The following is a 12,652-nucleotide window of genomic DNA, read 5'->3' as shown; positions in this document are numbered from 1 at the left end:
ACCGGCCCCCGCGTTCTGGCACGCGCCCGTTCCTCCGGGTGGTTAATAAACCCAAGCCGCCGCCGCACGGCGGCGGTTTTCGTTCGAGGGGATGTGCTTCCGGATCTCGCGGGGCGCAAAGCCGCGGTCAGATGTCCTCGGCCTCGTCGTTGCGCGGCTGCAGCATGCTGACCCGTGCGGTGGCCGGTCCGACGAAGGAAACCAGCTGCTTGCCGCGCAGCACCATGCGCCCGCTGTGACGTTCGACACCGTCATGGGAATAGTCGAAGCGAAAGCTGCGCTCGAAGCCGAGCCAGCCGCTGGGCAGCCGGCACAGACGCAGTCCGATGGCGTGCACGCTCTGGTCCAGCCACTGCACGTCGGCGGCCTGGCAGGCATTGCGGCCGAGTTCGGTGGCGCGTTCGGCCGCGGCCCGGGACGCGTCCCAGAACGCGAAACCGATGGCGCCGAGAATCATCAGGATCAACAAGGTAGGCATGGCGCCACTTTAGGCGGCCGGGCGCGAAAGCGGAACTACGCCGGAGGCGGATCGCCTGCCTGCACGACGGGAATGGCCGGTCGATGGAGCGGCTTTGCCGCCGCGTTCACCACGGCCTGGCCGGCTCCACCGGCAGCGGTTGTTGCACTGGAGGCATCTCGACCAGTTTCAGCAGCGCGGCCCAGTCCTGCCGGTTGAAATCGCACTCTTCCTCGCGGCCGGGCGAGCATCCCGCTTCCACCGGTGAGGGCTGTGTTCCGGCATCCAGGGGCGGCGGCGCGACGAGGCGCCCGGTACGATCCAGCGGCAACTTGCGCATGACCACCGCATTGGCGACGTTGCCGCCGATCAGGTACAGGGTCTGGTCGCCGCCGACGTTGGCGGCCACGGCCACTTCGCAATGCGATTTCCAGCGGTCGGCGCCGCCGCTGTCCAGTGCCTGGACCAGGCCGCCGTGGCTGACCGGCCTGCTGCGGTCGCGCAGGAAACAGAGCAGGTCGCCGGGCGCGGGCTTTTCCTGCATCGGGTCGGCGAGCCGGTAGGGCCGGGCGGCATCGCCGCCGCGGCGGGCGGCGCGGATGTAGTCGATGTGTCGCGGCGAGCGGACGAAGCCCGTCACGCCGGCGCGGGTCATGACCCAGGAAATGAAGGCGGCCGACCACGGGTTGTCGATCAGGAAAGCACGGCAATCGTTGTCGGTCGTGCGCTCGCCGGGTTGGGCCAGGCAGCTCTGCGCGCCAGGCAGGGCGGCCATCGGCGACAAGGTGCCGCTCTCGCGCCAGTATCCGGCTACGCGTTGCCAGGCGATCAGTCCATTGTCGGCAAGGTTGCCGCTTTCGGCTTCGGTGATGGCGAGACTGGCGATGCGCCCATCGCGGTCGATGAAGGGGCGGTACCAGAGGCGATGCTCGCCACAGGCCGCGCGGACGATGGCCTTGGCGGTCTCGCCCACGCCGTAGCGCGGCGGAATGTCGCAGACCTCCAATGCCATGGCAGGCAGCGCGGGCAGCAGCAGTACGCAGCAGAGCAGGAATCGTTGGGCCACGGCGGGCTCCCCTCGGGCATGGGGCGAGCCTCGCAGAAATGGCTGTTCCTGTGTCGTGAAATCACGGGCTGTGCCGGGGCGCCCCGGGCCCGATGTCCGGTTGGACCTGCGCGCCTGTGGCGCAGGTCCAGCTGCAGGCATCCCTTCAGTGCGGCGGCAGGCCCAGCTTCAACGACAGGTCGATCGCCTGCACATGCTTGGTCAGCCCGCCGATGGAGATGCAGTCCACGCCGTCCTCGGCAATGGCGCGCAGGCCATCCAGCCCGACGCTGCCGGAGACTTCCAGCGGAACCCGCTTTTCAGGCGCCTGGCCAGCGGTGATGCGCACCGCGTCGCGACGCATGGCCGGGGTGAAGTCGTCGATCAGGATGCGGTCGCAGCCGGCAGCCAGCGCTTCTTCCAGCTGCGCCAGGTCCTCGACCTCGACCACCAGCGGCAGGGCGGGCTGCTGCGCGCGTGCCGCCCGCACCGCGGCGGTGAGCGATCCGGCGGCGCGGATGTGGTTTTCCTTCAGCATCACCATGTCGAACAGGCCGATGCGGTGGTTGTCGCCGCCGCCGCAGCGCACCGCGTACTTCTGCGCCAGGCGCAGGCCGGGCAGGGTCTTGCGGGTGTCGAGGATGCGCGTGCCGGTGCCGGCCACGGCCGCGACGTAGCGCGCGGTGGTGGTGGCGGTGGCCGACAGCGTCTGCAGGAAGTTCAGCGAGGTGCGCTCGGCGCTGACCAGCGCGCGGCTGCGGCCCTGCAGGGTGGCCAGCACGGTGCCGGCCGTCACGTGCTCGCCCTCGCGCACCCGCCAGTCGATGCTGACCTGCGGGTCGAGTGCGCGATGGGTGGCGTCGAACCACGGGCGGCCGGCGATCACCGCGTCCTGCTTGCACAGCAGATAGGCGCTGTCGGCGGTATCAGGCAGCAACGCGGCGGTGACGTCGCCGCTGCCGATGTCCTCGGCCAGGGCGCGGGCGACATCGGCGTCGATCTGCTCCTGCGGCGGAGCGGCCGGCGGCTGCGGCAGCATCACTTGCCGGGGAAGCCGTCGATCTGCGTGGTGGCGATGGCCTCGTCGGCCAGCAGCACCGGTATGCCGTCCTCGACGCGGAACACCTGCCTGCCGTCGCGGGTGACCAGCGCTTCGCGCAGCGGCTCGGCCTGCGCGCTGCCGTCGGCACGGACGACGCTGCCGGCGGCGATGGCGCGGTTCAGCGCTTCCAGCCCGGCGCTGTCCAGCAGGGCCAGCGGCTGGCGGGTGTCGGGCGAAACGAGCAGGTCGAGCAGTTTGCGGTCCATCGGGTCGTGGTCTTGCGTGGAAGGCGGCTAGAATACGTCTTTGCAGCAGGTGACGGCCAATGACCCCCAATTCCTCCGCGCCGCTTGTCGGCATCGTGATGGGTTCCCGTTCCGACTGGGAGACCATGCAGCACGCGGCCCAGAAGCTCGATGCGCTGGGCGTTCCGTATGAAGTGAAGGTCGTTTCGGCGCACCGTACGCCGGACGTGCTGTTCACCTATGCCGAGGAAGCCGGCCCGCGCGGGCTGCGCGCGATCATCGCCGGCGCCGGCGGCGCCGCCCACCTGCCGGGCATGATCGCGGCCAAGACCGCGGTGCCGGTGCTGGGCGTGCCGGTGCAGTCCAAGGCGCTGAACGGCATGGACTCGCTGCTGTCGATCGTGCAGATGCCGGCGGGGATTCCGGTGGCCACGTTCGCCATCGGCAATGCCGGTGCTTCGAACGCGGCGCTGTTCGCGGCGGCGATGCTGGCGCCCGCGCAGCCGGAGATCGGCGGGGCGCTGGACGCGTTCCGCGCGCGCCAGACCGCCGACGTGATGGCTGCCGACGACCCGCGCCAATGACCACGGTCGGCATTCTCGGGGGCGGGCAGCTGGCCCGCATGATGGTGCTGGCCGGTGCGCCGCTGGGCCTGCGCTTTGTGGTGTTCGATCCGGCCGCTGACGCCTGCGCCGGGCAGTTGGCGCCGCTGCAGGTCGGAGCTTTCGACGACACCGCGGCGCTGGCCGAATTCGCCGCCCGGGTGGACGTGGTCACCTTCGATTTCGAAAACGTGCCGGCCGCCAGTGCGCATTGGCTGGCCGAGCGCCGGCCGGTGTTCCCGAACCCCGCCGCGCTGGCCGTGGCGCAGGACCGGCTCAGCGAGAAGACTCTGTTCCAGGAACTGGGCATTCCGCTGCCGCCGTTCGCCGACATCCGCAGCCGCGATGAACTGGCGGCGAAGGCGGCAGAGTTCGGCATGCCGTGCATCCTCAAGACGCGCCGGCTCGGCTACGACGGCAAGGGCCAGTTCCGCATCCGCAATGAAGCTGACATCGACGCCGCTTGGCAGGCGCTGGGTGCGCAGGCCGGGAAGACCGGATTGATCCTGGAAGGTTTCGTCGCGTTCGACCGCGAGGTCAGCGTGGTGGCCGTGCGCGGCCGCGATGGCGAATTCCGTGCCTGGCCGCTGACCGGCAACTGGCATGTCGACGGCGTGCTGTCGGCGAGTCTGGCCCCGGCGGTCGTGACGGCGGCACAGCACGAGGCGGCCATCGGTTACGCGCGCCGGGTGGCCGAGCGGCTCGACTACGTGGGCGTGTTCGCGCTGGAGCTGTTCTGCCGCGGCGAGGAACTGTTGGCCAACGAGATGGCGCCGCGCGTGCACAACTCCGGCCACTGGACCAGCGACGGCGCCGAGACCTCGCAGTTCGAGAACCATCTGCGCGCGGTGCTCGGCCTGCCATTGGGCGATACGCGCGTGCTGGGCCATGCCTGCATGCTCAACTGGCTCGGCCAGATGCCCGATGCGCGCGCAGTGCTGGCCGAGGCTGCCGGACACTGGCACGACTACGGCAAGCAGCCGCGCGAAGGCCGCAAGGTGGGCCACGCCAATCTGCGCGACGACGAGGCCACCGCGCTGGCCGCCGCGCTGGAGCGGGTGGGGCGCGCGCTGGGCCGTCAGGCGCAGGTCGAGCCCGTGGTGCGCACGCTGCGGGGCAATTGACCGGCCTGCATCCTTCCTTGGCGGTGCCGCCCGCTGGCCGGCACTCGTGGGCTCCCTCCGGCATCCATGGAGCTGCCTGCCGCCACAGCCCCGGGATCGACAACGCTGCGGTGCGTGCATGCATGCAGCGGCGCAACGGGGGCGGTGGTAGTTTGGGGCTCCTTTCATCGGAGCCGCCGCCATGCTGGACTGGAATGAATACCGTCGCGAACTGAAGGGCCGGATCGGCGAGATGGGCAAGCTTTCGCCCGATACGCTCAAGGGCTACATGACGTTGAGCGGCGCTGGCGCGCAGACCGCGCATCTGGACGGCAGGACCCGTGAGCTGATCGCGCTGGCAGTGGCGGTGACCACCCGTTGCGATGGCTGTATCACCACCCATGTGGACGCGGCGCTGAAGCAGGGCGCCAGCCGCGAGGAGATCGCCGAGGCGCTGGGCGTGGCGGTAGCGCTCAACGCCGGTGCCGCCCTGGTGTACTCGGCGCGGGTGCTGGACGCGGTGGCGGCTCACGGCTGATCGTGTCCGGCGCAGGCCGGATAGGTCCGCTGGCAGTGCGAAACCATGCTCCGGCGGCGGGGTTTCTGCAGCAGGCCCGCTCGGCAATGCTCCAGCGGGATATTGCCCAGCCCTGCAAGGGGGCGTTTTATAGCGACGGGCAGGATCTGGCGGGGATTCCCGGGTGGAGTTCCTGCTGGGCATTACGCCGCCGCTGCATGCTGGCGCATGGCATCGGCGGCACCACCGGCGATCAGCGCAGCCGGGCGCCGACGAAATCCCAGTTCACCAGCTTCCAGAACGACGCCAGGTAACGCCCGCGTTCGTTCTGGAAGTCAGTGTAGTAGGCGTGTTCCCACAGGTTGCAGGCCAGCAGCGGCGTGCTGTCGCCGGTCAGCGGCGTATTCGCGTTGCGGGTGGTGACGATGGCCAGGCGGCCGTCGGGATGCTGCACCAGCCAGGCCCAGCCGGAACCAAACAGCGCCGATGCGGCGCGGTTGAAATCCTCGCGCAGCTTCTGCGTGTCGCCGAATTGCCGCGCGATGTGCTCGGCCAGCGCGCCGTGAGGCTCGCCACCGGCCCGCGGATGCAGGCACTGCCAGTAGAACGCGTGATTCCAGGCCTGGGCGGCGGCCTCGAACAGGCTGCCCTGGCTGTTGTGGACGATGTCCTCCAGCGGCAACTCATCCAGCTCGGTGCCGGCGATGCGGGCATTGACCGCGTCGACTTGGGCGCGCTGGTGGTGGCCGTGGTGCAGGTCCAGCGTTGCCGCCGAAAGATGGGGCTGCAGGGCGTCGCGGGGGTAGGGCAGGTCGGGCAGTTCGACGGGCATGGTCCGTTTCTTTTCTGTCTGGGGCGCCGGGAGCCGGCTGGCTCGGCTTACAATCGGCAGCCACGGAAGAAGAGTCTATCCGACCGGACGGGCCGTTCTTTCGCAGCAGCAGGGAGATTCCAATGGCGGTGATGGAGCAAATCCAGGCGGAGGTGGAGCAGCATCCCCTTGTCCTGTTCATGAAGGGGACGCCGCAGTATCCGATGTGCGGGTTCTCCAGCCGGGCCGTGCAGGCATTGCTGGCGGCGGGGGCAGTCAACCTGCGCACCGTCAACGTGCTCGAATTTCCCGAAGTGCGCGCCAACCTGCCGCGCTATTCCAACTGGCCGACGTTTCCCCAGTTCTTCATGCATGGCGAACTGATCGGCGGCTGCGACATCATTCTCGAACTGCTGGAGTCCGGCGAACTCAAGCGCATCGTCGCCGAGGCGGGCCAAGCGTGAGCGCGCAATCGATGGATGCCGGAAACGCTCCCGGTCCACGGCTGGACGGACGCGTCGTACTGGTCGCTGGCGCTGCGGGCGGCCTGGGCGCGGCGGCGACGCGCGCCTGTGCGGCCGCCGGCGCGACAGTGGTGCTGCTCGGGCGCAAGGTCGCCAAGCTCAACCGGGTCTATGACAGCGCCGCGCAGCTCGGTCCCGAGCCGCTGCTCTATCCGCTGGACATGGAGGGCGCTTCGCCCGATGACTATGCCGCGCTGGCCGGACGCCTGGAGTCCGAGGTCGGGCGGCTGGATGGCCTGCTGCACTGTGCGGCCGATTTCGCCGGCCTGACGCCCTTCGCACTGGGCGACCCGGCGGCTTTCGCCCGCGCCATCCATGTGAACCTCACGGCCCGTGCCTGGCTGACCCAGGCCTGCCTGCCGCTGCTGCGCCAGCGCGAGGACGCGGCGGTGGTATTCGCGCTCGATGATCCGCAGCGGGTCGGGCAGGCCTATTGGGGCGGCTACGGCGTGGCCCAGTATGGCCTGCGCGGCCTGCTGGATACGCTGCACCACGAGCTGCGCAGTGGCCCGGTGCGGGTCAGTGGCTTGCAGCCCCGGCCCATGCGCACGCCGCTGCGCGCGCGCGCGTTCACCCACGAAACCGACTATGAGCCGGTCGATCCGGCAGCCTGCGCCGATGCCTGCGTGCAGTTGCTGGCTCCCGATGGAGCGCCCTGGCGCGGCAAGGTGATGGAACTGCGCGGGTGACCATCCTCTCCGCTGCGCTGCTGCTGTTCCTGATCCTGGATCCGCTGGGCAACATCCCGGTCTTCCTCAGCCTGCTCAAGCCACTGGCGCCACGGCGCCAGCGCGTGGTGCTGGCGCGCGAACTGCTGATCGCGCTGGCGGTGCTGATGGCCTTCCTGTGGGGCGGCAAGTACGCGCTGGAGCTGATGCACCTGCGCCAGGAATCGGTGTCCATCGCCGGGGGCATCGTGCTGTTCCTGATCGGCATCCGCATGATCTTCCCGCGGCCCGAGGGGCTGATGGGCGCGGTGCCCGATGGCGAGCCTTTCATCGTGCCGATGGCGATCCCGCTGGTGGCCGGTCCGTCGGGGATGGCGGCGGTCATGCTGATGGGCAGCAACGAGCCCGATCGCCTGGGTGAATGGAGCCTGGCGCTGCTGCTGGCCTGGGGTGCGACCGCGGCGATCCTGATGTCGGCCACGCTGCTCTACAAGCTGCTCGGGGCGCGGGCGCTGACCGCGCTGGAACGCCTGATGGGCATGCTGCTCGTCGCGATCTCCGTGCAAATGTTGCTGGATGGTGTCGCGGTCTATCTGGCGTCCATTTCGTAAGTTATTGATTCGATTGTGCGTGTTTTGCTGCACTGCAAGATCACTGTCTTGCTACGGTCATATTCGATGCTTACCGTGTTAACCTTATCTTAACCGTTGCGCATGTAACCGCCGCGGAAGGTACCCCCAGATTCAAGACGATCAGGCGCCCGGTGGCCCCGGGGCTGATGGATCGCGTTTTTTTCCCAATCGCCAACTCGTATCGAGGCTACCCAGAATGAATCACCCACGCATCCGGATGTCCAAGCTTGCACTTGGTCTCGTTGCCGCCCTCGCGGCCGCGCCGGCCTTCGCCCAGAGCACCTCCGCCGGCGTCGGCGGCCTGGTCACCAACAACGGCGGTTCGCCGGTGGCCGGTGCCGAAGTCACCATCACCCACGTCGAGTCGGGCACGACCAGTCGCGCCACCACCGATGCGTCGGGTCGCTACAACGCGCGCGGCCTGCGCGTGGGCGGTCCGTACACGATCACCGTGACCAAGCCGGGCGAAGGCACCAAGACCGAAGAGGGCGTGTACCTCAACCTGAACCAGGTGAACACCGTCAACGCCGCGCTGGCCGGCGACGTGACCACCCTGCAGAGTGTTGAAGTCGTCGCCGCGATGGTGGGTGGTTCCGACCTGTTCAGCGCCAACAAGATGGGCACCGGTTCCAACGTGACCCGCGAGCAGATGGACGCGCTGCCGTCGGCCAACCGCAACATCCAGGATTACATCCGCCTTGACCCGCGCATCTCGCAGGTCAGCAAGGCTGACGGCGCGATCTCGGCCGGTGGCCAGAACACCCGCTACAACGCCATCCGCATCGACGGCATCGGTGCCGGCGACCCGTTCGGCCTGGAATCCAACAACCTGCCGACCGAGCGTCAGCCGGTGTCGATGGACGCGATCCAGGAAATCAACATCGACCTGGCCAACTACGACACCACCATCTACGGTGGTACCGGCGCGGTGATCAACGCCGTGACCAAGTCGGGCACCAACGAGTTCCACGGCACGGTCTACGGTTCGTACCGCAACAAGGACGACATGGTCCGCCGTCGCCTTGATACGGACAAGGGTGACTTCAACGGCTTCAATGACGAGAAGACCTATGGCATGACCTTCGGCGGCCCGATCGTCAAGGACAAGCTGTTCTTCTTCGCCAACTACGAGAAGTACGAGCGCTCCGCCCCGGGCGTGGCGCTGGGCGAAACGCCGTACGGCAAGGGCAGCATCACCGACGCGGACATCAAGCGGGTCCAGGACTTCATGTCGGCCAAGGGCTACGATGTCGGCAGCCTGTCGGCTCCGGACAGCAAGACCGAGATCGAAGAGTACGCGGTCAAGCTCGACTGGAACATCAACGAAAATCACCGTGCCGCGCTGCGTTACAACAAGATGGAACAGAACGTCATGCGCTTCCCGGGCATGGCGTCGGGCACCGTCTCGCTGAGCAGCTACTGGTATGCGCAGCCGAAGACCTATGAAACCTGGATGGGCGAGCTGTTCTCCGACTGGAGCGACAACTTCTCCACCGAGTTCAAGGTCTCGTACAAGGACTACAACGCTACCCGCGTGCCGACCGTGAACCTGCCGCAGATCCGCATCAACGGCTTCGGTTCCAGCAACTCGGCGCTGCTGCTGGGCACCGAGCAGAACACCCACGTCAACATCGTCGAGTCGAAGGAGCTGAGCGCCTTCGGTTCGGCGAACTGGTACATCGGCGACCACACCGTCAAGTTCGGCTTCGACTACTCGAAGAACGAGCTGATGAACTTCTACGGCCGCAACCTCAACGGCGTGTACGAATTCAACAGCCTCACCGACTTCCTTGCCGGCAAGGTCAATCGTTACCAGCTGCGTGCGCCGCGCCCGAACGGCGGCAGCCTCAGCGACATCCCGGCGAGCTTCACCCTGAAGAACACCGGCCTGTTCGTGCAGGACACCTGGGCGGTCAACTACAACCTGAACCTGATGTACGGCGTGCGCGTCGACGTGCCGGACTTCAGCGGCCAGAAGCTGTATAACCCGCGCATCGAGCAGCTGTATGGCTACAACAACACCGTGCTGCCTGACAGCAACCTGGTGCAGCCGCGCGTCGGCTTCAACTACACCTTCGATTCGGATCGCCCGACCCAGCTGCGCGGCGGCGTGGGCCTGTTCGGCGGTGCGGCTCCGAACGTGTGGCTGGCGGGCGCCTACCAGAACACCGGCCTGAACTATGTCGAGTACGACCTGCGCGGCAACCAGGCTCCGGGGTTCAACCCGGCGCTGCCGCCGTCGACCGCCGGCCTGACCCCGGGCTCGGGTCGCATGAACGTGGACATCATCGAGCCGGGCACCCGCATGCCGTCGGTGTGGAAGGCCAACCTGGCGCTCGATCATGAACTGCCGTGGTACGGCATCACCGCTTCGGCCGAGCTGCTGGTCACCAAGGTCAAGGACGCCCTGTACTTCGAGCGCCTGGACGTCATGACCCCGACCGCCTACGGCCAGGACGGGCGTGCGATCTACTGGAATGCCGCGGGTCTCAACCCGAACAACTCGCGCATGAGCGGCACCAACAACTTCGGCATGACCGATGGCACCAACAATGCCGGTACCCGCGCCAATCGTCCGTCGGATATCGGCGACGTGATGCTGCTGCGCAATACCCACAAGGGCGGCAGCTCGCAGGCGACCTTCGCGCTGAGCAAGCCGATGGCCGAGAACTGGGGCTGGTCGCTGGGCTACACCTACACCGCCGCCAAGGAAGTCAGCTCGCTGACCAGCTCGCAGAACACCTCGAACTGGAACAACACGCTGATCTTCAACTCCAACGAGAACGTGGACTACAACTCGCGCTATGCGATCAAGGACCGCGTGACCGCGACGCTGGAGTGGAAGCACGCGTTCTTCGGCAACTACGCCACCCGCGCCGGCCTGTTCTATGAAGGCCGCACTGGCCGTCCGTACAGCTACATCTTCTACAACGACGTGAACGGCGACGGTGCCACCACCAACGACCTGTTCTACGTGCCGAAGGGTTACGGCGACGTGCTGTTCGGCAAGGTCGTGGGTGGCAAGTTCCAGCAGGACGCCGCCATGGAGAAGGCGTTCTTCGACTGGCTGGAGAGCACCCCGGAGCTGGCCGGCTACAAGGGCCAGGTGGTGCCGGCCAACTCGCACCGCGCCAAGTGGGTCAACAGCTTCGACGTGCGCCTGAGCCAGGAACTGCCGGGCCTGTTCAAGGGCCACAAGACCGAGCTGGCGCTTGACATCATGAACCTGGGCAACCTGCTCAACAAGAAGTGGGGCCTGATCGACGATTACGGCTTCTATTCGACCCGTCGCGTGGCCAACTATGCCGGTATCGACCCGGCGACCGGCAAGTACGTGTACTCGTTCACCGGTACCACCGACAATTCGTCGATCCAGGAAAACAACAATGACAAGGGCAATACCGCGGTGTCGCGCTGGTCGATGATGTTGAGCCTGAAGTACAAGTTCTGATGCCTTGACGGATCAGTGCTGAACGCGAAAACGGCCGGGGCGACCCGGCCGTTTTCCTTTTCATGGGGGCAGCGCTACATTCGACCAACTGTGAAGACGGAACCGATGATGGAAATGACGACGAAAGAAGCGGTGGCACGGGCCCTGCCGGTACAGGATGCGCGGATCTACCCGCGCGGCGGTCTGGACGTGCTGTCGCGGGCAGAAGTCGCGCGCCTGCGCGACGCCTCCAGCGGCGGCATGCACGAGCTGCTGCGGCGCTGCGCGCTGGCGGTGCTCACCAGCGGCAGCGCGTCGGACGATCCGCGTGCCGCACGCGATCTCTACCCCGATTTCGACATCCAGGTCGCGCAGCAGGACCGCGGCGTCCGCATCGACCTGAGCAACGCGCCGGCAATGGCCTTCGTGGACGGCGAGATCATCCGCGGCATCGCCGAACTGCTGTTCTCGGTCGTGCGCGACCTGGCCTACATGGCCATCGAGCTGGGGCCGGAATACGCCTCTGACCTGGAAACCTCGGAGGGCATCACCAACGCGGTGTTCGGCGTGCTGCGCAATGCGCGCATCCTGCAGCCGAGCGAGCCGAACCTGGTCGTCTGCTGGGGCGGCCACTCGATTTCCCGCGACGAATACCTGTATACCAAGCAGGTCGGCTATGAGTTGGGACTGCGCGGACTGGACATCTGCACCGGCTGCGGCCCGGGTGCGATGAAGGGACCGATGAAGGGCGCGACGATCGCCCATGCCAAGCAGCGCAAGGCCAATACGCGCTACATCGGCATCACCGAGCCGGGCATCATCGCGGCCGAGTCGCCGAACCCGATCGTGAACCACCTGGTGATCATGCCGGACATCGAGAAGCGCCTTGAGGCCTTCGTCCGCATGGGCCACGGCATCATCGTGTTCCCGGGCGGCGTCGGCACCGCCGAGGAAATCCTGTATCTGCTGGGCATCCTGCTGCGCGAGGAGAACAAGGCGCTGCCGTTCCCCCTGATCCTCAGCGGCCCGACCGTCGCCGCGCCGTACTTCGAACAGATCGACCGGTTCATACGCATGACCCTGGGCGAGGAAGCGGCCAGCCGCTACGAGATCATCGTCGGCGACCCTGTCGCCGTGGCGCGGCGCATGACGCAGGGCATCAAGCGGGTGCGCGAGTACCGGCTGGCGCACAAGGATTCGTTCTTCTTCAACTGGTCGGTGGAAATCCCGAGGGAATACCAGCAGCCGTTCGTGCCGACGCATGAGGCGATGGCGGCGCTGGACCTGCATCATGGCCGTCCCGCGCCGGAGCTGGCGGCCGACCTGCGCCGCGCGTTCTCGGGTATCGTCGCCGGCAACGTCAAGGAGGACAGCATGCAGCGGATCGAACAGTCCGGGCCATTCGTGATCCACGGCGATCCCGACATGATGCAGGCGCTGGACGCGCTGCTGCGTGCCTTCGTCGAACAGCGGCGCATGAAGATTTCCGGCGAGTATCGCCCCTGTTACCAGGTCGTGACCTGAAGCCGCTGTCCATCGGCCGAAGGGGCCGACCGCAAGCCGGCCCCGCCATGCA

Annotated in this window: 13 protein-coding genes; 8 read left to right on the top strand and 5 right to left on the bottom strand. The window is 67.3% G+C overall.

Translation table 11 applies throughout. The features are described 5' to 3' along the window. Positions 1 to 127: 127 nt before the first annotated feature. The 4 genes from QMX80_RS03470 to QMX80_RS03455 all read right to left on the bottom strand — a co-directional run bounded on the left by QMX80_RS03470 (position 128) and on the right by QMX80_RS03455 (position 2,810). Positions 128 to 478: a DUF3301 domain-containing protein gene (locus tag QMX80_RS03470; protein WP_055770020.1), complete on the bottom strand. Its 351-nt coding sequence runs from the start codon at positions 476 to 478 to the stop codon at positions 128 to 130. A gap of 106 nt (positions 479 to 584) precedes the next feature. Further along, positions 585 to 1,469 carry a DUF2272 domain-containing protein gene (locus QMX80_RS03465; protein ID WP_282275305.1) on the bottom strand — a complete coding sequence of 295 codons (885 nt, stop codon included), beginning with the start codon at positions 1,467 to 1,469 and terminating at the stop codon, positions 585 to 587. Positions 1,470 to 1,668: 199 nt separating this feature from the next. Then, a complete protein-coding gene (nadC, locus tag QMX80_RS03460; protein ID WP_282275302.1) occupies positions 1,669 to 2,541 on the bottom strand; it encodes a carboxylating nicotinate-nucleotide diphosphorylase in 873 nt (290 codons plus the stop codon). Continuing rightward, entirely contained in the window at positions 2,541 to 2,810 is a 270-nt protein-coding gene (locus QMX80_RS03455) for a Trm112 family protein (protein ID WP_055770015.1), read from the bottom strand. The genes nadC and QMX80_RS03455 overlap by 1 nt, the downstream gene beginning before the upstream one ends. Before the next feature lie 59 nt (positions 2,811 to 2,869). On the opposite strand from QMX80_RS03455, the gene purE reads away from it, so the two are divergent. The 3 genes from purE (at position 2,870) to QMX80_RS03440 (ending at position 5,032) form a co-directional block, all read left to right on the top strand. After that, positions 2,870 to 3,373 (top strand): 5-(carboxyamino)imidazole ribonucleotide mutase, encoded by a 504-nt coding sequence (gene purE, locus QMX80_RS03450; protein WP_273080087.1) that lies wholly within the window; start codon positions 2,870 to 2,872, stop codon positions 3,371 to 3,373. Then, entirely contained in the window at positions 3,370 to 4,515 is a 1,146-nt protein-coding gene (locus QMX80_RS03445) for a 5-(carboxyamino)imidazole ribonucleotide synthase (RefSeq protein ID WP_282275301.1), read from the top strand. The genes purE and QMX80_RS03445 overlap by 4 nt, the downstream gene beginning before the upstream one ends. A 181-nt stretch (positions 4,516 to 4,696) precedes the next feature. Beyond that, entirely contained in the window at positions 4,697 to 5,032 is a 336-nt protein-coding gene (locus QMX80_RS03440) for a carboxymuconolactone decarboxylase family protein (RefSeq protein ID WP_055770006.1), read from the top strand. Positions 5,033 to 5,264: 232 nt separating this feature from the next. On the opposite strand, the gene QMX80_RS03435 is transcribed toward QMX80_RS03440, so the two are convergent. After that, the gene (locus QMX80_RS03435) at positions 5,265 to 5,843 is read right to left on the bottom strand and encodes a superoxide dismutase (protein ID WP_282275299.1); all 579 of its coding nucleotides are present in this window, start codon (positions 5,841 to 5,843) and stop codon (positions 5,265 to 5,267) included. Between the two features lie 122 nt (positions 5,844 to 5,965). Between QMX80_RS03435 and grxD the strand changes: the two genes are divergently transcribed. The 5 genes from grxD (at position 5,966) to ppnN (ending at position 12,600) form a co-directional block, all read left to right on the top strand. Then, a complete protein-coding gene (gene grxD / locus QMX80_RS03430) occupies positions 5,966 to 6,286 on the top strand; it encodes a Grx4 family monothiol glutaredoxin (protein WP_055769999.1) in 321 nt (106 codons plus the stop codon). Positions 6,287 to 6,297: 11 nt separating this feature from the next. Next, on the top strand, positions 6,298 to 7,035 hold the full coding sequence (locus tag QMX80_RS03425; protein ID WP_282275304.1) for an SDR family NAD(P)-dependent oxidoreductase: 738 nt from the start codon (positions 6,298 to 6,300) through the stop codon (positions 7,033 to 7,035). Next, positions 7,032 to 7,625: a YhgN family NAAT transporter gene (locus QMX80_RS03420; RefSeq protein WP_055769992.1), complete on the top strand. Its 594-nt coding sequence runs from the start codon at positions 7,032 to 7,034 to the stop codon at positions 7,623 to 7,625. Before QMX80_RS03425 ends, QMX80_RS03420 begins: the two co-directional genes overlap by 4 nt. 217 nt (positions 7,626 to 7,842) lie before the next feature. After that, complete coding sequence (locus QMX80_RS03415; RefSeq protein ID WP_282275297.1) at positions 7,843 to 11,097, top strand: carboxypeptidase regulatory-like domain-containing protein; 3,255 nt, start codon at positions 7,843 to 7,845, stop codon at positions 11,095 to 11,097. A 114-nt stretch (positions 11,098 to 11,211) separates the two neighbouring features. Further along, positions 11,212 to 12,600: a nucleotide 5'-monophosphate nucleosidase PpnN gene (ppnN, locus tag QMX80_RS03410; RefSeq protein ID WP_282275296.1), complete on the top strand. Its 1,389-nt coding sequence runs from the start codon at positions 11,212 to 11,214 to the stop codon at positions 12,598 to 12,600. Positions 12,601 to 12,652 lie beyond the last annotated feature (52 nt).

This window comes from Stenotrophomonas sp. PS02297 (assembly GCF_029959705.1).
Classification (GTDB): domain Bacteria; phylum Pseudomonadota; class Gammaproteobacteria; order Xanthomonadales; family Xanthomonadaceae; genus Stenotrophomonas; species Stenotrophomonas nitritireducens.
The sequence above is the reverse complement of the archived record's forward strand: the minus strand, read 5'-3'. Positions and strand labels throughout refer to the sequence as shown.

Excerpts from the sequence above, each read along its gene's own strand:
- QMX80_RS03470 (WP_055770020.1), bottom strand. The coding sequence starts at position 478 with ATGCCTACCTTGTTGATCCTGATGATTCTCGGCGCCATCGGTTTCGCG.
- nadC (WP_282275302.1), bottom strand. The coding sequence starts at position 2,541 with ATGCTGCCGCAGCCGCCGGCCGCTCCGCCGCAGGAGCAGATCGACGCC.
- QMX80_RS03435 (WP_282275299.1), bottom strand. The coding sequence starts at position 5,843 with ATGCCCGTCGAACTGCCCGACCTGCCCTACCCCCGCGACGCCCTGCAG.
- grxD (WP_055769999.1), top strand. The coding sequence starts at position 5,966 with ATGGCGGTGATGGAGCAAATCCAGGCGGAGGTGGAGCAGCATCCCCTT.
- QMX80_RS03455 (WP_055770015.1), bottom strand. The coding sequence starts at position 2,810 with ATGGACCGCAAACTGCTCGACCTGCTCGTTTCGCCCGACACCCGCCAG.
- QMX80_RS03445 (WP_282275301.1), top strand. The coding sequence starts at position 3,370 with ATGACCACGGTCGGCATTCTCGGGGGCGGGCAGCTGGCCCGCATGATG.
- purE (WP_273080087.1), top strand. The coding sequence starts at position 2,870 with ATGACCCCCAATTCCTCCGCGCCGCTTGTCGGCATCGTGATGGGTTCC.
- QMX80_RS03465 (WP_282275305.1), bottom strand. The coding sequence starts at position 1,469 with ATGGCATTGGAGGTCTGCGACATTCCGCCGCGCTACGGCGTGGGCGAG.
- QMX80_RS03440 (WP_055770006.1), top strand. The coding sequence starts at position 4,697 with ATGCTGGACTGGAATGAATACCGTCGCGAACTGAAGGGCCGGATCGGC.
- QMX80_RS03425 (WP_282275304.1), top strand. The coding sequence starts at position 6,298 with ATGGATGCCGGAAACGCTCCCGGTCCACGGCTGGACGGACGCGTCGTA.
- ppnN (WP_282275296.1), top strand. The coding sequence starts at position 11,212 with ATGACGACGAAAGAAGCGGTGGCACGGGCCCTGCCGGTACAGGATGCG.
- QMX80_RS03415 (WP_282275297.1), top strand. The coding sequence starts at position 7,843 with ATGAATCACCCACGCATCCGGATGTCCAAGCTTGCACTTGGTCTCGTT.